The following is a 23,317-nucleotide window of genomic DNA, read 5'->3' on the forward strand; positions in this document are numbered from 1 at the left end:
TCATAACACTGAGCTCTATTTTAGTCACAGTATGACCTCCAAACAAAGCTGTAGATCTCTAATACAGATTCATGAATATTGCTCGTTCTAGTTTTAAACTCTTTGGAGCCAATATTGTTAGTTCCGCTACTGCATTCCTCGGAATTGCCTACTTTGCGCAGGAACTTGGTGCAGCTCCAATGGGCGTATTCTTTCTATTCCAAGCAATGCTTGGTTTACTTGCCATTCCCGCTGACTTTGGACTACGTGGAGCCGTTGAGAAGCGGATTAGCGAGGGAGAGTCACAGGGAGAATTCTTAACAAGTGCAGTTATCCTTAAGTTAGTTCCAATTACTCTAATTGTAGCCGGGATTCTACTCCTACAATCATATGTGAACAATTATATCGGAGAGAATGTTGCTATCCTTCTTGCAGCAGCAATTATACTCCAAGAAGCAGCACAATTTGCAGTTGTAGTATTAAAAGGTGAACTTCGGGTAGGCGAAACGGCAGTTCTTCGGCTTGCACGGCAAGTCTCTTGGGTTGGGGTTAGTACTCTATTCGTTACACAAGGCTACGGTGCATTAGGATTGATTTATGGGCTACTTACTGCATTAGGGGTAATGTTCGTACTAGGACTATACAAATGCTCGACCTCACCAAGTCGACCATCTATAAAGCATGCCCGTTCATTATTTAATTACAGCAGGTATAATGTTGTATCCTCTATCGGTGGTTACTTCTATAGCTGGATGGACGTTGCGATAATTGGACTATTTCTTTCGCAGGCACACGTAGGAGCATACGAAACAGCATGGAGAGTAACAACCATTGTAGTACTTCTGAGTGATTCTATCGCCTCAGCGTTATTCCCACAGGTAAGCCGCTGGAACGCCAATAACGCCAAAAGTCGGATTGAATCTACGATTCAAGAGACAATCACACCATCGATGATTTTAGTGATACCGTCATTCTTTGGTACACTCATTTTTTCGTCAGAAATATTGGAACTGATCTTTGGTCCCGAGTTTGCTATTGCATCGTTAGTATTGATCGTCTTAATGGGTGAGAAAATTGTTCAATCGGTACACATAATATTTGGGAAAGCTCTACAGGGGATTAACCGACCTGACTTAGCTGCATATGCGACCGTAACTTCGGTATTAACAAACCTAGTACTGAATTTGATATTCGTCGTTCAGTTTGGAATTATTGGAGCAGCCATGGCCACAACTATCTCATTTTCCATGAACGCTATCATTCACGGCTACTACTTATCAAAATTCATGGATATCAGATTCCCTTATTCTGAGATCAGTTGGTGTGTATTATCTTCGGTAGGAATGGCTCTATTTTTAGAAGGACTCCGTTCGCTAATAGTTGTCAACAATGTTGTTAGTCTGGTTACAGCTATATCTGCCGGGGCTTTAGTGTACTGGTTATTGATATTCACTTCTAAATCATTACGAGTGAAGCTAGTGACGCAAGCCAAGTCCTTAGTATCATAATGCGTCCTAACCTATTATAATCTATTAAGTGATCTTAATTGATTTCAGAGGAGCTATGCTGTAACCTCATATCGGTATTTGGAGATTTGTTAGTAGACTTCTGAATAATCAAATAATCAGGTAATGTGTAAATATTGAATATCGGGATAGAAATAATAACCCAACATTTTAGAATAATAATAGACTATCCAACGGGAGCTAAGGCTTGTTGAGTGTTAGCAACTCAACATGCTGGTGGCTGTTACACAACACTGTAGACAATAGAAAAAGACTTCTAAATGAATCGTCTCATCCGAATCATGGATATGGTTGACTCAAAGACCTCGCCGACGGTTTCTGTTGCAATAGCAACCTATAATGGAGAGGATTATCTTTCAGAGCAACTTGACAGTATTCTGAATCAGTCTCGGTCACCAGATGAGATCATAATCACGGACGATTGTTCGACTGATAGGACACCTGATGTGTTATCTCACTACGAAGCAGAGTATCCAGATATAATATCAGTGTTTGAAAATGAGGAGAATGTTGGGGTGACGAAGAATTTCAGCAAGTCCATTCAGCTAACTAGTGGTGATCTTATATTTTTAAGTGACCAAGATGATGTATGGTCTCAAGATAAAATAAAAACCCAAATTCAAACCATGTATTCTACCAATAGTGTTCTATCTTTTCATAATTCTACACTTGTTACTGAAGATAAATATGATATTGGAGACTTCTGGTCATCTCTTGTTTTCTCTCCGACTTCAATACAAGAGTCAGAAACATGGATTTCTTCTCTGTTGTTTAGGAACTTCATCCAAGGAGCGACGATAGCGATGGACCACAGGTTGAAGAAGCAGGTGCTCCCAATACCAGAACAATGGGAGCATGACTACTATATTGCTCTGAAGGCAGCACTTGTCGGCTCAATTTCGGTGATTAACAAAGAACTGATGATGTATCGTCAGCATGGGAACCAAGTGACAGGGTCTCCGGCGCCGGATACAGTTATGAAGATACATAATGCTTTACAGAACGGAAAGGAGAATTATAATCCTGATCCTGAGAAATGGGTGATTTTAATGAAAGAGGTTGAGTCAATGAGTGAAGATGAATTAAGGCTCCCGTCCCAGCCAGTAATCGATATTCTTGAAAGTAGGATAAGATTCGAAAGAAATAGGCGAGTGATCTATAGAGGCGGCTCAAATTACACAATCAAAACTACATCAATAGCAAAAAATTTGCTTAACGGGCGCTATTCACAGTTTGGGTATGGACCCTTTGGTCTACTTAGTACAGTGAGAGATATCATCTCGTCATTTCCCTAATGAGACGAGTAAATCTCCTATCGTTACTAATTGTCAGTGTCATTTTTGTGCCATATGTAATTAGAACAACAATATCTCCACTACCAGTAGATCCTTATTGGAGGTATCAGAATTTAATGCTAGCTAATCAAATAGCAGCAACCAATCATTTATCATTCCAAGCCATCAGTGGGAATTCAGTTCTTGGCAAATTCGCAAAAAATTTCGCTAGAAATTTTGTTTCTCCTCTAATAGTCACAATATTTAGTGAAATATTAGGAATTGATAGAAATACTGTTAATTCCCTCCCTCTATTTTCAGCTCAGCTAGTTATAGCACAGGGAATCCTGGCCTATAAAATCACCCGAAAAAAAATAGTATTCTTAATTGCGTCTTTGTTTGCAGTGTCTTTCCAGTATATACAGTTACCAATATTAGATATGGCCCATCGAGTAACTCTTGGCTGGGTCTTTTTCTTCTTTCTCGCATATACGATAGTGTCAATAAGAGATAATAAACAAGCAAGATATACTGTGGCATTCATTATATTTCTACTAGCGTTCATTCCATCGTATCAAACTCTTTCTATTGCATGCATTCCGTTTTTCTCTACCCTATTTATTCTAATCTGGATATCAGAAAAAGAGACTACGACTAGTCATCTGATAATCATTCTATTGGTTGGAGTGGTTTCATATTACATCATTATAGCGGGTTGGGCGTCTAGACTTATTCCAATTGTTATAGCTTCCATCCATGGTGTGAGCAACCTCACTATCTCTGGTCCTACTATTGCTGAACCCCTTGAACGTTATCTATATCAGCAGCCCGAAGCTACCATAAGATCCTCCCTCTTTCTTGTTTCATCCTTAACCGCCATTCTGATATTAGGTAGCACATCCCTCTATAGAGGTTATCTCGTTTACAGATCAAAGAACTTAAGAAACCTTAGTTGGTTTGATATTATTATAATCTGTGTGATTGTTCAAGGAGTGGCAAACACCTTCCTGAGCATGTTATTCAGCGCAAGTGGCGGCATCGACCCTCGTCTGTTGGCCCTTCTATTTGTTCCAATCTTTGGAAGTCGATTATATAGCATTGTCAAGAGGAATTATTCACCTTCTGTTAGACATGTGTTCATTCTGGTTATAATAATACCCGCACTGTTTTTAACAGTTACTCAGCCATTAACCCCACATACTAATTTAATCTCAGTCTCCCAAGAAGAGGTTACCCAGATTGAATGGGCAAACAAGCAGATACCTGATGAGGAAATAATAGTAAGCGATTTCAATATAGCAAGTGCATATAAAGCAATAGGGGGAAATGGAGAGATATATCTTCCACCAGCGGGAACTCCACCATATTCAAAACAACGAACTGCTCAACAGTTAATTGATATTTACTACGAAAATCCATCAGTAGCTAGTACTCACGGTGATGTATATCTTGTAAACGAACAACTTGAGGAACAAGGTATTTTCCACCTAGGAAGTATAACTACTAAACCAAATGCTGATTTGGGACGGCAGTTAGATAAGAGTCCGCGTTGGAACCGGATCTACTCATCTAAAAATAGCAAAATATTCAGAGGTAGATAAATTCTACTATAGATATAAAAGTGGGAATCGCTCCTTTACCACTATTGAACATAGTTATTAATCAAGAGTGGGTCTGAACAATTACCAATCAGGATTCCCCTTGGAACAGCCCAAATAACAAAATACTTATAAGTTGCAAGCGCCATCGCACCCATATGCCGTCACGCAAAGATTATTTGACAGACTACCTAAAAAGGAAGACACCGAGAGGGCTGCGTGATCTTGTAGCTCCAATTTATCTGTCGTATTTGGAGAATTCGTCGAATATCGCACATAAGCCGGAGAACAAGACATACGAAGTTCGTTCAGAGGCTCCAGACCACATTCTAATTGTAGTTATCGATGCTCTACGTCCAGAATATGCAAATAGCCTGCCAATAACATCATCCACTGTGATTACTCCTGGAACTTGGACATTTCCAGCAGTCACAAGTATTCATACTGGGATGTATCCACATAATCATGGATCTTTTGCTCATACAACACCTGAATCAGATGTTTATGCACTCCCAGAACAGTCTGAGTGCAAGCGAGTACTCCCAACTGAATTAGAGAAAGCTGGATACTCTACCTTTGCCTCTTGTGCTTTCTTAATGCCATTTTTGGCAATAAAAGGATGGTATCAGACACATAAGGTGTACGCAGATGCACCTGCTGAAAAAGTTTTGAATTCCTATAAAAAGTGGAGGAATGGGAAAAACAAGACATATGCTTACCTACACTTAGGTGATTTACATGAGCCTCTAAATCCTCCGAAAGAGTTTGCACGGAGAAACAACGTAGACTGTTCAATTAAGAACATCCAGACATGGGACCATGAAGATAACTTCAATACGAAAAAGGATTGGCAAAAATACAAAGAAAATAGAAGAAGATTGTACCAGTCATCGTTTGACTACGTATCAGAGAAACTCAAAGAGATAATACAGGGATATAGTGATGACACCTTAGTAGTGGTAACCGGTGATCACGGAGAAGCAATGTGGGAAAGTCCCAAGGTGGATAACTTATTTACAGATTCTAGGGAAGGTACTGGTACTGGCCACGGTGGTACCCCCTTAGATACGGTGGCAAGAGTCCCCATCGGAATAAGCCATCCGCGTAATAAGAATCTATTACCGAGTGGAGGATGGGGAAGTCTCTGTGATATTGCTGGGACTATTGGAGGTGAAGTTTCTGATAAAATTGACATGAGTGATCAGATTTGGCAAAACGCCATACCTATAGATCGGTCAGTTATATGTGAGGCATCTAGATATGGGACCGAACGAAAAGCAGTCTACAAAGATAAGAAGAAGATAATTCACTCTAATGAAGATGGTATTACTCTTCTAGCACGTATTTCGAGGGATGAACCTGGAGAAGAATTCGAAGATGATTATTCTAAAGAAGAAATACAAGATATTATCTCTGCATTACCCAAAGAATCCGAACCAAATACGAGAGATAACGTAAACAATGTAATCAAAGGACAGCTAGAAGCACTTGGATATAAATGAGAGCAGTATTAACTACTTAAGGTTGATAAATATACATATCATGTATCACTAAGAACGGCGTTAGTGACAGTAAAGCAAAGGTCAGATTGGGAACGTGTCCCGTCAAGTACGGACATACCGTATGCCTGCGCGAATACGTCGTAGAAGCGCTTCCGATCGCGAAGATACTCAATATCGGGGATGTCGTCCTTTCGTTCCAAAGAGACCTCTGGTGGGATCTGAACGTAAAACTCAAAGTCAGGCGAAGGAATCAACTTCGAGTACATACGATATCTATCAACTGCCTCTTGCGGTTCCGGAATGACGTCGCCACTGAGATCCGTAAGGAGCGTATCGTAGAAGTACCGATCGCAGACGACGTAGTCGTGCTGATAGAGTGGTACTACAACTCTCGCGAAGAGCTGTGGCGCGTAGTCCGCCATGACAAGCATCTCGTATCCACGACGTAGCAACGATATATCAAATAGATCAGCCTTATTCGATTGGTGTTTTGTGTAGTTGTCCTCAATGTCGCTATTAGAAAGAACTGTCCGTCGCCCAAGTTCCATAACAGGATATGAGAACAACGGAAGGAACCGTCCGTAGGCATAGACAGCGTCGTAGCCGCGCGCCTGAAGTTCATCCCGGACATTCTTAGCGAGGGTAGACTTCCCTGCCCCGTCAATTCCTGTCGTCGTGATCAGTGTTCCGCGTTGCATATTCGGTTGTATGAATCGAGTACTTGGCTGACGATTGCATCCCATGAGTACTTACTCACTTTGTCGCGGGTTTCTACGGTGTCAAACTCAAGGTCACCTTCCTCGATTCCCGCAAACGAGGAAATAAATCGAAGTCCTTCTCCTTCGTCGAAGAGATCAGTCAAGCCACCAAAGCGAGTCGAAATGACTGGAAGATTGCATGCCATCGCTTCAAGCACTGACAGTGGTGCCTGAATACTGTTGGCTTCGTCGGTGACAGGGAACACATAGATATCCGCAATTTGGTAGTATTTCTCGATTTCAGGAACATACTCTGTCTGGATAGTTACACCAGTACTTCGCAGCGACTCCACAAGGTCAGCCTCGGGACCAGTTGACGGACTCCCTACGATGACGAGGTGACCGTGTGCCTGAAGTTCGAGTAGCGACTCGATACCTCGTCCTCGCTTGAAGTGTCCGACGTGGAGGAAGATTCGCTTGTCAGATGGGAGGCCCAGTTCATTCCGAAGTTGTGTCTGGTTGTTCTCGTCGTTGGGCGAAAACTGAGTAAGATTAACGCCGCTAGGAAGGAATTCAGTCGTACAACCGAGTGCGTTGAATCGGGATTGTTCTGTCTTGGACTGAACGTACATGAGTGATGGCCGAAGATAGGGGACTGTCCTTCGCGAAAAAGGACTGAATCGCGGTTGGGTTACTGTCGCGACCGTCTTACACTGTTTCACCGTCGAGAGGGCACGAAGGAGAACCAGCCCTTTTGCAGTTGGTCCTGGAACCAAGTGGACGATATCGGGGGAGGCGCGACTCAACGCTAACCAGAAATCCGCACTTCCGATCTCGCGAAGGTCGAGGAGCGTAGCATCGATTCCCCTTTTGTTTAACCGGTCATGGAGCTGAATGCCGAAATTTTTCATTCCCTCGTCTAACTGCTCACTCCGTTCACCTAGGATACAGACGTTCATTCGAGAACACTCCTGTAGAGCTTGTAGTACTGTTTGGCGATCCCATCCCACTTTCGTTCTTGGGCCACATGAAGAGCATTCTCGGTCGTCTCTCGTCGCATCTCTTCGTCCTCGTAGAATCGTTCTAGTTCGTCCGTAACACTTTCGACGCTCCCCGGTTCCAAGAACGACCCCATTTCGTTCGGACCGACGATACTCTCGATCGTATCGAACTGGCTTGCGACTACCGGTGTTTGTGCTGCGGCCGCCTCCAACAAGACGAGAGGGAACACCTCTGAGGCTGCGGTCACCGAAGGTAACACAAATACATCAGCGGCATTCATATACAGGGGTTTCTCTGATTCTGGAATGAACCCCGGAATTCGAACTGCGTTCGACATGTTTTGTCCTTCGACACTCGATTTTAGATCGTCCTTGAGCACACCATCTCCTCCGATAATGAGCCTTGTATCCAGATGGGTCTCATGGAAACGGAAGAATCCGTTCAACAGGACATCCACTCCTTTCCTCGGGTGGAGCGAACCGACGTAGAGAATAAGAAACGACTTAGGATCGATCCCGAGTTGTCGTTTAGCATCCTCACGCGACAGGCCAATATCGAATTCGGCTACGTCAACGCCATTCGGGATTACTGTAACGTCCTCTGCGTTAGAGAGCGCGGTTGATTCCTCTATGTATCCTTCTGTGGGGGAGACCGCGATGTCAGCTGATCGAAACAATGGGTCGATTAGGATTTTTGTGTAAGCAAAGAGCCCTGCTCTGCGAAAGACGGAACCGTGCGATTCGTAGCTTTCACCACCATGATGCGTGATCACGAAAGGGACATCGTTCCACTTTGCGTACAACCATCCGGCGAGTACTCCCGGTGGGGTACTGTTATGCGCGTGTACGATGTCAAATTCTAATCCCTTAGTTATCGGATCAACGATTTGGGTCGGTGCGATCTGCATCGTATTCACGCTGCCGAAACTCGGTGAACGTTCAATGGTGACGTCACCTTGTTGTTCAACGGTATACTCAGATGTTGCCGACGAGGTACACACGGTTACATCACACCCTCTCTCGGCGAGTTCTTCAGATAGTCGCTTGGCGACGCGTTCAGCGCCAGAACAGAAGTACTCGCTTGTTGTCGAAAAGTGGTCTTCGTAGGGATATTGAGTGATAAACTGACCAACACGTAAATCATTGGACGACATTACGCCTCACCCATGTCAGACGTATCGTGGACGTAGTGTTCTCGCTCCCTGCGAGTGACTATCTGAGAGAAGATGTAATACGCAGTAGCAGGGTGTACAAGTCTGGGAACCTGAGATGCGAGACTTCGCCGGAAGAGCGAATTTCGCATTTTCTCTGCGATTGTTCGAACGCCTGTAGCGCTGGTGTACTTATGTGGAGTCTTTAAATTACTTGATCGAAAGGTCATCTGTTCTTGTTTGCTGAGACCAACCCGATTGAGTGTCTCACGAAGATATGGTGGAATTCGATCGAAAACCTGCCTACACAACTCCCATGTGATAGTGAAGAAAGATCGACACGCTGATTCGATATTATTCTCTGCTACGATATTGAGGAAACGTTCGAACTGATTTCGTGAGAAGGATTCAAGCATGGCCACTGCAGTGTAGAATTCCTTTAAGATATACATTTGTTCTGTGATAGAGTGGATAACGATTAACGCGAGGTCGTCGGGTTTCTCTAAAATTGGAACAGCAGTTCCGTATGGAGCTCGTCGTTCAACGCCGTCCTGTACAGTCCGTTTATCGAAATAAATGACCCGCTGTAGAGAGAACCCACTCTGTATGTCGAGTTGGATATTAGTAACCGGATCGATAACATCGAAAGACGTCGGAGAACGTCCACAAAACTCGTACCCTTCGTTGAGTAGATAATCTTCGAATTCCTCAAGATTATCCTCAAATAAGACCAAGTCAATGTCCTTTGAATCTACCCAGGGATATCCCGACTTTACGACGGCATATTCAATATGTGATGGAATCGTTTCCGGAAAACGATTCAGGGTTTGTTTTGTACGCTCTTGGAAATCTTCCCGGTTCTTCCACTGCTTCGTTAACTTATTAATCTGTGAGGATTCATCAAGTGATTTTACATATAATGAGCCGATTTTGTTTTTTCGTGCGTGGTCATATAGTGTGGCGGATTCTACCGGCTCTATTGACTCCGGCAAATCGGGTTCAGGATATCCGATTGACTTTAGTATAGTTTCAGTTGACATATTTAAGTTTGAATATGTGAGTGCGAGATTGAATGTCTATTGAGCTCCATTATCGAATGTATCTGTAACTACAATCGTAAAGTATTATTCTTTGTGCCTTGCGCAGGGTTCTCAATTCACAGCAGGAAAGTGAGAACAATCAAAAACCAAGATGGTCATTTAATAGGCTGAAGAGCCGCTAGCGGAATCCGCTAGTGGACCCTCAACTGTCCCGAGTTGCAACATTCGGGCGGTGCGATATATATTCTATAGAACATTCTGACCGTAGAGGGAGAGAAAGAGAAGAAAAGATTCTCTCTAGAGGGACTACTAGATATTCCGAGTTCCTGATGAATCATTTGCCATTCTTGAACGGGAGAGCACATGCTCAGACATAATCAAAAAAGAAAAAATCGTACTTACACTCCATGGTTGGTTATTCCGAACAGATATTCTTAAATTATGGATGAATAGCTAAGTTCATCTTCTGTATTCAGAAATTCCCCAATATTTAGTGAATATGAAAATAGTAATACGGGAGAAAGACACCATTATCTAATAGATGGAAATCGGATTTGTCTCCAACGTCGTTCACCCCTTCATCACTGGAGGCGCACAAAAGCGCATCCACGAAATCGGAACGCGCCTTGCAGACAACGGACACGACGTGACAATTTACGGTCGGCATTATTGGGACGGCCCCAAACAGGTCAGATACGGAAACCTGCACCTACAAGCCGTCGCTCCCAGCGCCGACCTCTACACCGATGACAGGCGCTCGATTACCGAAGCGCTTGACTTCTCGGCACGAGCACTCGGCCCCCTTTCAAAACGGCTTCGAGCCAACGAACACGATCTCGTCGTCGCTTCGGTCTTTCCCTATTTCCCCGTGCTCTCCTCGAAGCTCGCCGCACTCGGAACAGACACGCCGATCGTTACGACCTGGCACGAAGTGTGGCGCGATTACTGGGACGGTTATCTCGGTAAACTCGCCCCCTTCGGGAAGGCAATCGAACACCTCACAGCTCGCGTCCCACAGTACCCAATCGCGGTCTCGGGAATCACCGCCGACCGACTCGCCGAGATTGGACCGAGCAGGGATCGCATCAAAGTCGTGCCGAACGGTATCGATGTCGAAAAGATTCGAAACGCACCACTTCCCGAGGAGGGCTACGACGTACTCTTCGCTGGGCGACTCATCGCAGACAAGAACGTCGCCTTGCTCCTCGATGCCTTCGATAGTATCGCAGAACGCCACGATGCCACGCTAGGAGTCATCGGTGACGGACCGGAAATAGACCGCCTTCAGAAGCAGACCGCCGGCCTAACACACGCCGATCAGATTGAGTTCCTCGGCTTCCTCGACGACTACGAAGACGTCCTCGGACACATGCGCGCTGCACAGGTGTTCGCCTCGCCGTCGACGCGCGAAGGATTCGGAATCACGTTCGCCGAGGCGATGGCCGCCGACTGTACGGTAATCGCCGCGAAGCATCCCGAGTCCGCGGCGAGCGAAGTGATCGGCGATGCGGGCTATCTCGTCGAGCCGACGGTGGACGCAATCGCAGGCCAACTGGACGCCGCACTGAACGGCGACCGTCCCTCGACAGATCCACTCGAACGTGCCGGGAAGTACGACTGGGACGCCGTCGCCGAACAGGCAGAAACGGTGTATCAGCGTGCGATCGACGGTCGGTGGTGAGAACGGAGACGCCCCGTCTGTCGTGAGAATGGTGACTGACTTCGAAACGCGGCTGTGGGTGAGAATGTGTATTTCCGCTGGCACGCCGTAGAAAGAAATGGACACGATAATCCGTATCTTCGATATCAAAATACGCTCATCTCGCTATTAGCTCTCTTCGAGGGTTGGTTGACAAACAAGAACAGCGGAAATCTACTCTTAGTCTGGCTACTTTCTCCGACACTCGTGGACTTCAATCCGCGCCGGAAGTCCGACCACCCCACAGACAGGACACGCAACCAAATTCGCCCGTGGTAACTCATCCACCGACGCAATCGCCGCCTGCAGATGCGCCTGCACGTCCGCATCTGTCGTCCGTGTAAGCGCCTGTGTGAGATGCATCCGGAGTTCCGCCCTGACACTCATCGGTGGGATTCCACGCGCTCTGCGTTCATTCTGAGCCCGAGGGCAGCAAGCGGTCCCATCAAGGCCCACCCACGCTTCAGTTCGATGAACTCGCGCCACTCTTCTAGCGAGCGACCGGCAAGCGGCTGGTAGTGGTCGAGCCCGCGACCGTCGTAGACGACGACCGCGTCGGCGGGTCGGTAGTAGTGGTGGCTGTAGCCCTCTTCGTCCGTTCCGAGCGTGAACGAACGAGCCATTCCATCGGCGAGGTAACCAGCGATCGAGACAATAGGTTCTTGTGCGTCTGCTTTCGTAGTTGACATTGGTCTTCTAGCACTTATCGGAAGACCGGTCCCGCGTGTTCCAGCACGCGGGCATTCTACATGCCTACGGACTGATCTTCCTTACCAATTGCTTGGTGGCAACAGGCCATATAACTTTCCATTTGCCTCTTGGCAACAGGGATATACGCGTCTGTCTCAGACCGCAGTACATGGAACGTGAACGAGACAAGCACGGGCAGTATTCCTCACAAATCACACTCGAAGACGTACTCGACGTGCTCTCAAGTGCAGATACTCCCGTTCTGACTGCTAAGCACGTTGCAGACGCGCTCGATTGCTCAAGTGAATCTGCTCGGCAGAAACTGCATCAGCTACACGAAGAGGGAAGAGTAGGAAAGATGGACGTGGGTGCCCGTGCGGTCGTCTGGTGGCCTGCCGAGTAGCTACTCTTCAGTTTCGAGCCGTGCTGGATCGATGTCCCCTTTGAGATAGTCGTGACCCAACTCACTCAGTTGGTAATACCCACCATCGCCGGCCTCCTCAACCAGTCCATGTGTCTCGAGCTCAGCTAAGCGGAGACGTACCGTAGAGTAGCCGATCTGGTGTCCATGACGGTTGAGGTTTCTGTAGAGAGGTTTCGGAGGGAGCTCCAAATCGTGCTCTGCAAGAAACTCTAGGATGAGCCCATCTTTCAGCGACATCCAGTCTGGGCGGGGACGCATCTATCGAGCGAACAATTTTCCAGTGCAATAGAAGAGCCGATGAACAGTCTGCTTGCCATATATGTGCTGTAATAGTAGCGTATATGTGCTAATTTTATTAGTGTGCCGACTACTACTTTGGATAGATACCGCTCATCGGATCATCTGGTTCTTGAGAAAGGACCCGTGTTAGAGCACGGATCCGAGCGGTCTCGTCCACCGCATGTCACAGAACACCCCATACACGCAAAAAGGTCTCGTCGCACAGCCACCCCGCACCACAGAGGCCACTGCATGACCGAGCAGCCCTCCCTCGAGGCACTCCAAGAGCAGCTAACCGAACTCGAAGCGCGCGTCACAACCCTCGAAGAAGAAAACCAAGAACTCAAAGAGACAGTCGACTCCCAACGCGAAAAACTCGACGAGTACCGCGAAGAGCTCGACACCCACACCCAACAACGCGACGCGGCGGCCGACCACAGAAAGCACCTCCAGCAGCGACTGCACGCACTCGAGAGCGAAACCAAAGACACCGAAACTACCCCGTCCACAGAAACCCGCTCGCCCCTCCAACAGCTCGTCGGGCTCCCCTCGAAGCTCACCGAGAAACTCACCGCCAACCAAGAGCGCGCTCGCTTCATCGCCCAAGACATCCAAGAGTACGCCACCAAAGTCCCCGCCGGCTTCGCGATCGATTCGGCTCGCATCCGACGCATCCTCAACGCAAAGGAGGGTCGCACCCCACACACCCAGACCGTCACGAGAGTCATGGAGTTTCTCGACCGGCTGGGCAAAGACGACGTCCAGGTAATCAAACGCCGCGGGACGAAACGCGTGATCTTCACCGAGCGTGCGGTCTCGGAGCTCGCTGGGACCTCCGAGTCATCTCCACGTGGAATCACAGGTGTTGTGACGGGGTGGACATAGCGCAGGTGTGATAGAGACGCCACCAACGCGCCGGTACACTGCGGACACGATGCTGTCCGTCCTTCGTCTAGCAGCAGCACTCAGCAGACCCCTTCTGTGGACAGAGGAGGAAAAGAGAGAGACACGAGTTTCGGCCGTTGGTCGCGTCAAAGCTCATCACAACGAACGTGATTTCCGACGAGCGAGTGACCACCCAAACCGACTTCGAAAGCAGTGATTTCACTCCGACCGAACGCAGTCAGTCCATCCCTCCCGTCGCCGACGTACGCCCAGCGATCGTCCACGAGAAAATCGTTGAGAGAAATGAGAACAGCGGAAACGTACTCTCTCTGCCCGCAGGATACGCTCACTCGAGGATCAGGGCGGCAGGCGGGGGCGAGAACGTGTATCCATCCTCCGAATTAACCAACAGAGTGCCGGTCTCGGTCGGACGTGTTGGTTAATACAAGCCGCGATGGAGTCTGGAAATCTCGAACTGGCTTCACCGTGAACGTGCCTGGCTTACCGGCTGCTGCCTCTTGCGTGTCCACCGGCGTGGTTGTCGATCGAGTGAGCTGGGTAATGAGCGCGTCGCGAACGGTCTCTCGAGGAACGATGGTCTCGTGCCAGCCCAGCCGAGCGTCGAAGTGCCGCTTCTGGAACTGCTCGCTGACGTCGTCAACGGCGACGTACTGCGTACGGTTCGTCCCCCACACCTGGTGAGAGACGAACACAGCACCCACGGCTTCGTGCGTCAGTTCGACGAGGGCACACTCCACGAGCGCGACGAGCGACGCGTGATCGCGGTCGTTCGGGATCGCCACTTCGAGGTCCGACCACGGCGCCTCGCTGTCGGGGGTGGTTGTCGCGTAATCCGTCGTGTCGATCTGGGTCGTACGTTCCGAAGCCATCGTCTATCGGAGGCGCGTGATGCGCCCCGCCACCCCTCTCGCGGGGGCGATAGACCCCACCGACACACACCCGCTCAATCTATGCGCTAGTTCTGAGAGGTTGTAGAATCCAATCTCCGGGTGGTGGCCCCTCGGCCTGAGAGAGCCGGCGGCCTTCGCACACTGCATATCGCCTCTTTCTTTGGACGATATCAGCGATATGCAAGACGATATGACAGCCTCAAATCGAAGAAGAACCTCGTCGGGCAGATTTGAGGCGGTAGAAAAGACCTCGACGAGTTCGGGAATAATACTGGAGCCCCAAAATTGCTCGACGAGGGGGTAATGAAGGTAATCTCGGGCGTATCTAAATTTCACCGGGCTGCTGCTTCACCTGTTCTGAGTCTCTCGAGGGTCCCCGGCTCGGCACTTCGAATCGTGAAACACCCCGATTCCCTCGATTCCGGTTGTGTTAGCCGCTGAAAATTGCTCGACGGGGATTCTGAAAAGACCGGCTTTGGTCTGCAACACAATCCTCGAAAATCTGAGGAAAGTCGATGATTTAGAATTGCTTAGTGGGCCCAGCTGATTCCTCGTCGACTTGCTCGTACATCTTATCCGGGAATGGGAGATTGCCCCAGATCGAGTAGGGACACTGGTCCTGGCCGATGCAGTAGCGTTGTAGATCGTCATTATCACAGTTCATCGGTAACGGCGTGTCGCCGTCGATCGTGTTCGAGAACTCGTAGCGGACCTGGTACTCCGTCTCCTGTTCGTCGTACCACGGGCACCGGGAGAAAACGCCCTTGAAATCCGCGACGATCTCATCAAGGCTGCTGTCCTGATACTGCGGCAGCCACATCACCATCCTCACGACCGACTACGGACACTCGAACACCGACGCGTCTCGACTCGTGACGAATGTTATGGACGCGAAGCGAATTCACTGGTACGACGGGATGGCTTACGATGTCGTTCGAGGGGGTGCTTTTGCAGGCGCGCGATGTGAACGTCGGGAGTTGGGACGGCTACTACGCGCAGGCTGCGATTGATGAAGGTGTGAACACGGTTTTGACGATCGACGACGACTTTGAGCGATTCGATGCGTTCGAGACGGAGAGTATCTGCTCTCCGACTGAGTTCCGTGAATTGAATCGGTATTCCTCCGCTTGTGTGCGTTCGGCTGAACCAGTTTCAGTTCCAGAATGCGTTGATCCGTTCGTCGAGCCGGGAGAGTACAACGGCGAGTACGTTTCGCCACTCCTCGGGATAGTCATCGTCCGTGCCTGGTGTGGATGCATCCGGTGGCGGATGGAAGTGCTCGCGGGTGTTGTGATCGTTCGGGTGGCGGTCCCAGCGACAGTCCCACGAATCACCCGTTCGGTAGTGTTCGGAGAAATGGATGCTGAAGTCATCGGTCTCGAACCAGCGGATCCGAAGAGACGCACGTGTGACCCCACCGGGGAAGTAGCCGAGGTCGTAGTCAGCGATGACGGCATTCAGCGCGTACGCAGGGCGTGCCTTGACATCGTCGAAGCGAGCGCTTCGGGTGAGGTGGGCGGCGATCCGATCGAGGATTTCAGTATCGATTGGGCCAGTAGTGGGTGGGTCGGTCGGATCGTCAGGCATCGATATGGCCGGGAGTGCTCCTGGAATCCGGGTGGTCACGTCGCGCCGCGTCAAGAAGGGCCGCACTCCGTTCGAGTGTTTTCCACTCGGAGAGTGCCTCCCACGCGTCTTCAGTCGCCATATCCCGGCTGGCTTTGATGAGGGAGACGTCGTCAGGATCGTCCGCATCGAATTGGCGTCTGTAGTCTTCGATCCGTTCGATGGTGTCTGCAAGCGCCTCGACGATTTCTTGATCGGAGTATGCTTCGCGGACACGATCGATGCGTCGCCACTGGAAGTATGCGTCGTTCCGCTCGTATCGAATGGGGCGGCCGTCGTGACGGTGAACCATTCCCATCTCGTCGAACCACTTCAGGTAGTCTCGGGCAGTCTCGGTATCGCACGCAGCGCGGTCAGCAATGTCTGAAACCTTCGTCGGAGTTCGAAGCGCAGTAACGACGTCAAGGAGTCGCTCGCGGATCGGCCCGCCCTTGAGCAACGAGTCGGGCGACTCTAGTTCGTCGAGATCGGGCGATGAGTTGTCGCCGGCGTACGCGTCATCGGGGATATCGGTGAGGTCCATTCATGTCGCCTCCTGACTGAAGTTAACAACCGAGTCGAGATATATCTACTGCATGCTGAATTATTTCTGCTTTACGTAACCGTAGGAATAGCGCGGTGAGTCCACTCTGAGTGGGCACGGACACCTCACTGCCTTGTCGCCGACATCTGCCCAGCGAGCGAACCTGAGAAAATCACCGAGAGAGCTGAGAACAGCGGAAACTCTCTATTCAGTGACGTGCTGGAGCGCGCCGCGGGGAAGCACCCCAACGCCGATCCGGACGACATCCCGAACCCGAACCGCTAGACGTCGCGGTCATCAGGATCCAGACGACGACACGAGTACCGACGACGAACAGGGTGAGAAAGTACTGCTCGTGCAGGACCGCGACGCCGCCAATGGTGACACGGTGACTGTCGACGATACGACGGTCTCACACGTGGTCAGAGAACTTGTCAACGCGAGCGTCGTCTCACATCGATCTCCGATGAGGTGGTCGATTTCTACAAGCGGTTCGAGGCGAGTGCCTCGGGGCTTGACCACATGGTAAACGTCGCACGGGAAGAATCAAAAATCATCCCGTATGAAACCCATCTTTGTCATTAGATCGGCCCTGTGACCGGACAACGGGTCTTTCGAAGTTGATAATATTGAATCTCAGTGACAGCTTCTGAGAACGGCCAAATGACATATTGTAGAGAAGATAGTACGAGTATCTGTGCATCTCATTAACGAGACTTACTGGAAGGTGGACCGGGAGAACAATACCGTCAGTATAAACGCCAGCAAACAGGCCTACGAGCAGATGGACGTAGAGAAGGCGAAAGAAGTCCGTGACATGCTTTCAGAGGTAATTCAGGAGGTAGAAAATCAACAGCGAAGTGATTGATCGAGTCGTGACATCCTCCCCGTTGTAAACGACCGGACTTCCCGTACCGCAGGTGGGATCTCTGTGGGTCTACGAAGGGATGGTGGAATCCTTGAATTCGAAAGAATCAGTTAGAACTCGTCTCCTTTGCCCTCGATTGTACCGAGTCAATCGTACATCTCATCCGGGAAGCGGAGACTCCCCCCAGATTGCGTATGGACACTGCTCCTGATCGATACAGTCCCGCTGCATACCACGGTTGGCGCAGCAGTTCATCGGAAGCGCGGTGTCGCCACTGATTGTATTCGAGAACTCGTAGCGAATCTGGTAGAGAGTGGAGTAGGCGAGAAAGACACCCCGAGAATCCGTAGACAGAATAGCCATCGGACCGTAGAAGACAAAATGACAGAGCCAGCCCGACAAGAGAACGGGGACACCGCGCTGTCGGCCGAGCCCTATCTCGAGCGGATCGGGCTCTCCCGGGCGGAGGTGGACCCGCCACGTGAGGCATCGCTCGCGCGCCTCCAGCGAGCCCACGTCACGTCGGTGCCCTTCGAGACGTTCTCGATCAACGGCGATCCCTACTCGGAGCGCAGCGGTGCGGGCGTCAGCCTCTCGCTGGCTGCGTTGTACGACAAGATCGTCACGCGCCGTCGCGGGGGGTTCTGTTTCGAGCTGAACGGACTGTTCGGCTGGCTGCTGGCGGAACTCGGATTCGAGGTGACGCGGCTGGCCGGGCGGATGGTCAACGCCATCGAACTGCCGGCGAATCACCACCCACTCCTGGTCGGTGGTGAGGAGCCGTCTCTTGTGGATGTTGGAATGGGACCCCCGATGCTGCGCGAACCGTTGGGACTCGGGGACTCGGCTTCACCGGACGAGGCGGGAGTCCGGTGGCGCATCGACGAGAGCGACCGCCCCGACGCCGAGTGGATCCTTCGATACCGGCCCCCGGACGAGGACTGGCAGGACAGATACGTGTTCGACACGACGCCGCGGTCGCTCGAGTACTTCGCGGCGACCTGCGAGTACCTCCAGAGCGCCCCTGAGTCCGGCTTCACTGGCTCGCCGGTCGTGACGATGGCGACCCCGGACGGTCACAAGAAATTGAAACTCGAGCGGTTCTCCGTGACTGCCGGCTCCGAGACGACCGAGACGGCCGTGACGGCGGACACGTTCCATGCGCTCCTCCGCGATGAATTCGGGATCGTCTTTCCGGCAGATTCCACGGTGGCACTGTGAGACGACGGCGGGCGCAGTCGGGCCGGTCGGCCACCGCCGCTCCGCCTCGCTGTCGCGGTGGAGATAGCGTCTGCCCGCGGTACCCTCACAACACGCGTCTGTAAGGGTTGTCGGCGGTGCGGAGTGCTTCGCGTAGCGACTCATGGATAGGGCTCCACACGGACGGCATCGGAATGCCCTCTCCTCAGCATAGCTACTCGTCAAGACGGTGGCGAAATTGTGTGACGTACGGGCTGTTGTCCCAGCTTCGATGTGGGACGAAGCGCGTCATCGTCACCGAACGTGCGGTCGCCGATCTCGCCGCGACGACCGAATCAACTGCGCATAGAGTCACGAATGTGGTACTAAAGTGGAGAGGGAGTAGGAGTGGTAGAGACCCCGCCAACGCGCCGGTAAACTGCGGACACGGTGCTGTCCGTATTCCGCCTCGCAACAGCGCTCGACAGGCCCTCTTCGTGGAGAGCAGAATAGAAGCAAGAGACTGCCGCGTCGGCAGAGCGAGAAACGAATACCGACGAAGTGCTGACGACGGCGTCCACGATCGACTGAATCCCGATATCCAGAGCATCCATCACCGAGTAGCGACAATACCGTGCGATAGACACATGCAGAACGATCCCCTATTCCGTGAAGTACAGCGGTTCCGCCAGCCGTGGGTCTGGGCGCTTCTCGGCGGTGTCGCACTCATCATGCTCATACTGGGACCCTTGGCGTGGGGTGGACTCATCGTCGTCGGTGCAGTCGCCGTACTACTCTACGGTCTGCGCCTCGAAACCGAAGTGAGAGCCGACGGCATCTATTTCAAAATGTGGCCACTGCACCGCTCGTTCCGTCGAATCGCGTGGGCGGACGTCGAGCGATACGAATCCACAGCGTACAGCCCGCTTCGCGAATTCGGTGGCTGGGGCATCCGCTGGGCGCCCGGCAAGCGTGCGTACAACGTGAGTGGCGATCGGGGACTGTGGCTCGAACGGACGAACGGGCCTGCGGTACTGCTCGGGTCACAGCACCCCGAAGAGTTCCGCAGCGCCATCGAAGAAGCAACGCAATGAGCACGTTCTGATAACGAACCGTCCGTCAGTTCGACCAATTTCAGCAGGAAATCGCACAGTGGTTTCAGCAGCGAGACGAACCCTGTCAGCGAACCCGTTCACAGGAGCGACGCCGGGGCCCCGCAGACGAAGTGAGCGGGATGTCGGTGAGATTTGCTCACCGGAGGACGGAAGCGGCGAGCAGGGCGGGGCGTTAGGTACCATTACCACCGATCGAACCGGTCAGTGCGCTCGGCGACGCAACTACTGCTCCGAAGAGATCGATACGGAGTGCTTCCAGTCACCCCTCAGTCGTGTCCCGCCACGGGGAGCGGTTCGTACGGTTCTTCGAGATACTCGATGTCGGAGCTCGAGAGATCAAGTTCGGTCGCCTCGACGGCGTCTTCGAGGTGTTCGACGCTGGTGGTCCCGACGATGGGGGCGTCGACCGAGTCCTGCTGGAAGAGCCAGGCGAGACTAATCTGCGCCATCTTGACGCCCTTCTCGTTGGCGAGTTCCTCGAGCCGTTCGTTGATCGCTTCGCCGCCGCCCTGAAGATAGGGCATCTCTTCGAGGAACGAGTCGGTTTCGCCGCGCGTCGTGGCGCCGAACTGCTCGTGCGGACGGGCCGCGACGCCGCGAGCCAGCGGACTCCAGGGGATGACGCCGACACCCTCCTTCTCACAGAGCGGGAGCATCTCGCGTTCCTCCTCGCGGTAGAGGGGGTTGTAGTGGTTTTGCATCGTCGCAAATCGTTCGAGACCCAGCGCGTCGCTGGTATGGAGGGCGTCCGCGAACTGGTGGGCCCACATCGAAGACGCGCCCAGGTGACGAACCTGCCCGCGGCGGACGGCGTCGTCGAGCGCTCGCATCGTTTGCTCGACCGGCGTATCGTAATCCCAGCGGTGGATCTGATAGAGGTCGATCGTGTCCATCCCGAGCCTCTCGAGGCTGTGTTCGAGTTCCTGTTCGATCGTCTTGCGCGAGAGCCCCTGGGAGTTCGGGTCGTCCTCGCGCATCTGCCCGTAGACTTTCGTGGCGACAACCTGCGAATCGCGGTCGTACTCCGCGAGCACGTCACCGAGGATCTCTTCGGATTCGCCGGTAGAGTAGACGTTCGCCGTGTCGAAGAAGTTCACCCCGAGGTCGATCGCCCGCTCGATCAGCTCCTCGCTCTCCTCGCGGTCGAGCATCCACTCACGACCCGACCCAAAGCTCATACATCCCAGGCAGATCTGACTGACGGTTACGCCCGTCTCACCGAGCGTCGTGTACTCCATAGGATACGTTCGGCGGCGTGCAATTTGTAGGTGGGGGGCTCCGGTCCCTGTTGCTCTGGGTCGTTGCGGTCCTCAATAGTTCCGCAAGTTCGTCCGCGCTCGTGCTCTCGAAGGTGTCTCGGTCGATAGACACCGTTGAACGGAGATACGTCATCAGTTGTGAAGAGTGTTAGAAGTGAAAGCGACGAAAATATCTGGTGAGAAATCACCGGTGACCACGGGGCGGTTCGGGAACCGTCTGCGGTGAGCCGACCACTCTCAACGACCGCACCGACGAAAGGATTTAGAATTCCGCACGAGGAGGAGAGATATGGTACCAACACTCCCTTCTATCGGAGTCGGAACGTGGCAAAACACGGATCCAGAGCAGTGCGCGGAGTCGGTCCGAACGGCTCTGGAAGTGGGATACCGGCACGTGGACACCGCAGAACACTACGGAAACGAACGGGCTGTCGGTGAGGGACTGACGCGTGCCGCGGTCCCTCGCGAGGAGGTGTTTCTCGCCACCAAAATCCACCCGGTTACGGGCGGACTGACGTACGAAGAGGTGCTCGAGGAAGCCGACGCGAGCATGAATCGGCTGGGTGTCGACTACCTCGACCTGCTGTACGTCCACTGGCCGGTCGGTGACTACGAGGCGACGGAGACGTTGCGGGCGTTCGATGACCTCGTCGAGGACGGCCTCGTTCGGAACGTGGGTGTCTCGAACTTCGATATCGACCTCCTCGACGAGGCGAGACAGGCCCTCGAAGCACCCCTGTTCGCACACCAAGTGGAGCTACACCCGTTCTTACCCCAATCGAGGCTGCGAGCCGATGCGCAGACACACGACTACACCGTCGTGGCGTACTCGCCGCTCGCACGCGGTGAGGCGCTCGACCACCCGACAATTCGCGATATCGCGGAGCGACACGACACGTCCCCTGCCAGAGTGTGTCTCAGTTGGGTGACGAGCCACGACAACGTCGTCGCCATTCCGAAGGCCACCTCACGCCAACACCTCGAGGATAACCTCGCCGCGAGCGAACTCGAACTAGACGAGGACGACATCGCCAGTATCGACGCAATCGAACAGCGCAAGCGGTTCGTCGAGCGCGACGGTGCGCCGTGGCAGTGAACGCGAACTACCCTACTCACTCGCCGCTGACGCGGCTCGTTTGACAGTAGTTTCGTCTCCCTCGGTCGTCTCAATCGAGGCGACGTGAAGCTGGCGCTCTTTATGCCACCCACATCCGTGAACCCTCGAGACACTCGTCTTCATCCGCTGCATCGAGATGCCGCATTCGTCGGTAGTACACGCCAGCCGGTTCGCGAGCACCCAGAACACCCAGCACTGTGCGTCTTATCGTTCGCCCAAACCGACCAGTGTTGTCCCCAACACATCAGTTAAGCTGCCCGTATCCACCGCGGAGACACCTCCCTCGTACAGTCGTTCGACGACCAACGGCTCAACTCAGTGCGCTCGCACATATATTTGAGTAATCAGAAGGTATATTGAGCGAAGCCACTTACAGCGAGGTATGACTGAGTTCAATCCAGCCCCGGAGTCCGACGACACCCAGCGACGGTGGCAGGCGGGAACGGACACGTTTGGCCGTGTCTACGATGTCCTCCTCGGGAGTACGTCTCCGACTGCGTACACCAAAATCGCTGAGCTTGCTGACTGTTCTCCAAACGCCGCGAAAAAGCATCTCGATCGCTTGGCAGAGATGGGGATTGCCCGAGCCAATAGAGACAGCCGTCCGGCGACATACGAACGAAACGAGGGGTATCTCGAATGGCAGGACGCCAGTCGGATTGCAGCTGAGCTCTCCGTCGAAGAGATCATCGACCGCGTGGAGGCGCTTGAAGCGCAGCGGGCGGAATACGAAGTTCAGTTCGAGGCGACTGAGCCAACAGCCGTCAACGTGTTTGATCACGATAATCACGAGACCATCCACGAGCGGATGACTGCAGTCAGCGAGTGGCAGGGCGTGATTCGGGACATTCGGCTGTACGAACTTGCTCGCCAGCTCTCCCAGAACGACGGGCATCTGATTCGAGCGTAAGTGACATCCTCGCCCGCCCTAAAGGGCGTTCACAAGACGCGGCACATCTTGTGCAGCCCATCA

At 51.9% G+C, this 23,317-nt stretch carries 22 protein-coding genes and 3 pseudogenes; 13 read left to right on the forward strand and 12 right to left on the reverse strand.

The genetic code is table 11. From position 1 onward, the window contains the following. Window positions 1-71 precede the first annotated feature (71 nt). The 4 genes from C474_RS08565 (at window position 72) to C474_RS21395 (ending at window position 5,879) form a co-directional block, all read left to right on the forward strand. Window positions 72-1,487: a flippase gene (locus tag C474_RS08565; RefSeq protein WP_008385875.1), complete on the forward strand. Its 1,416-nt coding sequence runs from the start codon at window positions 72-74 to the stop codon at window positions 1,485-1,487. A gap of 299 nt (window positions 1,488-1,786) precedes the next feature. After that, the gene (locus tag C474_RS21390; protein WP_160166824.1) at window positions 1,787-2,800 is read left to right on the forward strand and encodes a glycosyltransferase family 2 protein; all 1,014 of its coding nucleotides are present in this window, start codon (window positions 1,787-1,789) and stop codon (window positions 2,798-2,800) included. A gap of 116 nt (window positions 2,801-2,916) precedes the next feature. Further along, window positions 2,917-4,380: a hypothetical protein gene (locus tag C474_RS22020; protein ID WP_152421629.1), complete on the forward strand. Its 1,464-nt coding sequence runs from the start codon at window positions 2,917-2,919 to the stop codon at window positions 4,378-4,380. Window positions 4,381-4,535: 155 nt separating this feature from the next. After that, on the forward strand, window positions 4,536-5,879 hold the full coding sequence (locus C474_RS21395) for a sulfatase-like hydrolase/transferase (protein ID WP_083861989.1): 1,344 nt from the start codon (window positions 4,536-4,538) through the stop codon (window positions 5,877-5,879). A gap of 38 nt (window positions 5,880-5,917) precedes the next feature. On the opposite strand, the gene C474_RS08570 is transcribed toward C474_RS21395, so the two are convergent. Genes C474_RS08570 through C474_RS22025 form a run of 4 tightly spaced genes read right to left on the reverse strand, consistent with a single transcriptional unit; the run spans window position 5,918 to window position 9,769 of the window. Then, window positions 5,918-6,577, reverse strand: coding sequence for a nucleoside/nucleotide kinase family protein (locus C474_RS08570; protein ID WP_204366079.1), 660 nt, complete (start codon window positions 6,575-6,577; stop codon window positions 5,918-5,920). After that, window positions 6,559-7,536, reverse strand: coding sequence for a glycosyltransferase family 4 protein (locus tag C474_RS21400; RefSeq protein ID WP_083861990.1), 978 nt, complete (start codon window positions 7,534-7,536; stop codon window positions 6,559-6,561). Before C474_RS21400 ends, C474_RS08570 begins: the two co-directional genes overlap by 19 nt. Next, window positions 7,533-8,732, reverse strand: a complete 1,200-nt coding sequence (locus C474_RS21405; RefSeq protein WP_083861991.1) for a glycosyltransferase family 4 protein — start codon at window positions 8,730-8,732, stop codon at window positions 7,533-7,535. Before C474_RS21405 ends, C474_RS21400 begins: the two co-directional genes overlap by 4 nt. Further along, window positions 8,732-9,769 (reverse strand): hypothetical protein, encoded by a 1,038-nt coding sequence (locus tag C474_RS22025; RefSeq protein WP_152421630.1) that lies wholly within the window; start codon window positions 9,767-9,769, stop codon window positions 8,732-8,734. Before C474_RS22025 ends, C474_RS21405 begins: the two co-directional genes overlap by 1 nt. A 541-nt stretch (window positions 9,770-10,310) precedes the next feature. On the opposite strand from C474_RS22025, the gene C474_RS08585 reads away from it, so the two are divergent. After that, on the forward strand, window positions 10,311-11,450 hold the full coding sequence (locus C474_RS08585; protein WP_049916860.1) for a glycosyltransferase family 4 protein: 1,140 nt from the start codon (window positions 10,311-10,313) through the stop codon (window positions 11,448-11,450). Window positions 11,451-11,851: 401 nt separating this feature from the next. Here C474_RS08585 and C474_RS08590 read toward each other — a convergent pair whose 3' ends face one another. Beyond that, entirely contained in the window at window positions 11,852-12,091 is a 240-nt protein-coding gene (locus tag C474_RS08590) for a hypothetical protein (protein ID WP_008385887.1), read from the reverse strand. A 236-nt stretch (window positions 12,092-12,327) separates the two neighbouring features. On the opposite strand from C474_RS08590, the gene C474_RS21415 reads away from it, so the two are divergent. After that, window positions 12,328-12,561, forward strand: coding sequence for a FaeA/PapI family transcriptional regulator (locus tag C474_RS21415; protein WP_008385889.1), 234 nt, complete (start codon window positions 12,328-12,330; stop codon window positions 12,559-12,561). Here C474_RS21415 and C474_RS08595 read toward each other — a convergent pair whose 3' ends face one another. Continuing rightward, window positions 12,562-12,819 carry a winged-helix domain-containing protein gene (locus tag C474_RS08595; RefSeq protein WP_008385891.1) on the reverse strand — a complete coding sequence of 86 codons (258 nt, stop codon included), beginning with the start codon at window positions 12,817-12,819 and terminating at the stop codon, window positions 12,562-12,564. Between the two features lie 294 nt (window positions 12,820-13,113). Between C474_RS08595 and C474_RS08600 the strand changes: the two genes are divergently transcribed. Next, entirely contained in the window at window positions 13,114-13,746 is a 633-nt protein-coding gene (locus tag C474_RS08600; RefSeq protein WP_008385893.1) for a hypothetical protein, read from the forward strand. 401 nt (window positions 13,747-14,147) lie between these two features. Here the strand turns inward: C474_RS08600 and C474_RS08605 are convergent, their stop codons facing one another. Together C474_RS08605 and C474_RS08610 are read right to left on the reverse strand one after the other, a co-directional pair. Then, window positions 14,148-14,636, reverse strand: coding sequence for a hypothetical protein (locus C474_RS08605; protein ID WP_008385895.1), 489 nt, complete (start codon window positions 14,634-14,636; stop codon window positions 14,148-14,150). A gap of 541 nt (window positions 14,637-15,177) precedes the next feature. Then, a pseudogene (locus tag C474_RS08610) lies at window positions 15,178-15,489 on the reverse strand (primase-associated protein); the annotation flags it as partial. Between C474_RS08610 and C474_RS23535 the strand changes: the two are divergent. Further along, window positions 15,467-15,776: pseudogene (locus C474_RS23535) on the forward strand (hypothetical protein); the annotation flags it as partial. The pseudogenes C474_RS08610 and C474_RS23535 sit on opposite strands and share 23 nt — an antisense overlap. 33 nt (window positions 15,777-15,809) lie before the next feature. Here the strand turns inward: C474_RS23535 and C474_RS08615 are convergent. Beyond that, window positions 15,810-16,244 (reverse strand): hypothetical protein, encoded by a 435-nt coding sequence (locus C474_RS08615; protein WP_008385898.1) that lies wholly within the window; start codon window positions 16,242-16,244, stop codon window positions 15,810-15,812. Next, window positions 16,237-16,806, reverse strand: coding sequence for a DUF7342 family protein (locus tag C474_RS08620; RefSeq protein ID WP_008385900.1), 570 nt, complete (start codon window positions 16,804-16,806; stop codon window positions 16,237-16,239). The genes C474_RS08615 and C474_RS08620 overlap by 8 nt, the downstream gene beginning before the upstream one ends. 697 nt (window positions 16,807-17,503) lie before the next feature. On the opposite strand from C474_RS08620, the gene C474_RS22320 reads away from it, so the two are divergent. Beyond that, window positions 17,504-17,674 carry a hypothetical protein gene (locus C474_RS22320; RefSeq protein WP_160166825.1) on the forward strand — a complete coding sequence of 57 codons (171 nt, stop codon included), beginning with the start codon at window positions 17,504-17,506 and terminating at the stop codon, window positions 17,672-17,674. Window positions 17,675-17,820: 146 nt separating this feature from the next. Here C474_RS22320 and C474_RS23665 read toward each other — a convergent pair. Continuing rightward, window positions 17,821-17,989, reverse strand: a pseudogene (locus C474_RS23665) (primase-associated protein); the annotation flags it as partial. A 66-nt stretch (window positions 17,990-18,055) separates the two neighbouring features. Between C474_RS23665 and C474_RS08625 the strand changes: the two are divergent. Both C474_RS08625 and C474_RS23080 read left to right on the forward strand, forming a co-directional pair. Continuing rightward, on the forward strand, window positions 18,056-18,895 hold the full coding sequence (locus tag C474_RS08625; protein WP_008385905.1) for an arylamine N-acetyltransferase family protein: 840 nt from the start codon (window positions 18,056-18,058) through the stop codon (window positions 18,893-18,895). A 221-nt stretch (window positions 18,896-19,116) separates the two neighbouring features. Beyond that, complete coding sequence (locus C474_RS23080; RefSeq protein WP_239640408.1) at window positions 19,117-19,947, forward strand: DUF6141 family protein; 831 nt, start codon at window positions 19,117-19,119, stop codon at window positions 19,945-19,947. 287 nt (window positions 19,948-20,234) lie between these two features. Here the strand turns inward: C474_RS23080 and C474_RS08635 are convergent, their stop codons facing one another. Further along, the gene (locus C474_RS08635) at window positions 20,235-21,206 is read right to left on the reverse strand and encodes an aldo/keto reductase (RefSeq protein ID WP_008385909.1); all 972 of its coding nucleotides are present in this window, start codon (window positions 21,204-21,206) and stop codon (window positions 20,235-20,237) included. Between the two features lie 310 nt (window positions 21,207-21,516). Here C474_RS08635 and C474_RS08640 point away from each other — a divergent pair, with 310 nt between their 5' ends. Together C474_RS08640 and C474_RS08645 are read left to right on the forward strand one after the other, a co-directional pair. Then, complete coding sequence (locus C474_RS08640) at window positions 21,517-22,323, forward strand: aldo/keto reductase (RefSeq protein WP_049916862.1); 807 nt, start codon at window positions 21,517-21,519, stop codon at window positions 22,321-22,323. A gap of 403 nt (window positions 22,324-22,726) precedes the next feature. Continuing rightward, window positions 22,727-23,254 (forward strand): DUF7342 family protein, encoded by a 528-nt coding sequence (locus C474_RS08645; protein WP_008385914.1) that lies wholly within the window; start codon window positions 22,727-22,729, stop codon window positions 23,252-23,254. Window positions 23,255-23,317 lie beyond the last annotated feature (63 nt).

Source organism: Halogeometricum pallidum JCM 14848 (assembly GCF_000337095.1).
GTDB classification, from domain to species: Archaea; Halobacteriota; Halobacteria; order Halobacteriales; family Haloferacaceae; genus Halogeometricum; species Halogeometricum pallidum.